This is a genomic window from Terrisporobacter petrolearius, assembly GCF_020748185.1.
Taxonomy (GTDB): Bacteria; Bacillota; Clostridia; order Peptostreptococcales; family Peptostreptococcaceae; genus Terrisporobacter; species Terrisporobacter petrolearius.
Genome location: NZ_JAHZMO010000179.1, coordinates 1 through 455, shown reverse-complemented (window position 1 = coordinate 455; position 455 = coordinate 1). Strand labels below are relative to the sequence as shown.

The following is a 455-nucleotide window of genomic DNA, read 5'->3' as shown; positions in this document are numbered from 1 at the left end:
GTTAGCGTCAATTAAGGTATGGCTGTTTACCCACACCGTCCCTGCCTGTAAGCGATCGCTATATTCCAGAGCCTGGGAGAGATTTTGCGTCCAGACACTGGCAGTTAAGCCATATTCCGTGTCGTTTGCCAGTTGTAACGCCTCTTCTCCATCCGCTACTCGCACCAGGTTTACCACCGGACCAAACACCTCTTCACGAGTTAAGCGCAATTTAGCATCGGGATTTACCACCAGCGTTGGCGCAACATAACACCCCTCTCCGGCTGGTCCATTCGACCCGCGAATCAGCTCTGCTTGCTGTGCCTGCGCATCGTCGAGGAATGAACACACTTTGTCGCAGTGCGCACGAGAAACCAAAGGGTTAATCTGTGCAACAGGTGACATCCCCGGTCCCACTTGCAACGATTTTACCGCCTGCTCAAATCCACTAACCAGCGTGTCAAACAACGGCGCTT

1 pseudogene is annotated in these 455 nt (G+C 53.0%); it reads right to left on the bottom strand.

Annotated features, from left to right (window positions below):
- Window positions 1-455 (bottom strand): annotated as a pseudogene (feaB, locus tag K0040_RS20210) (phenylacetaldehyde dehydrogenase); the annotation flags it as partial.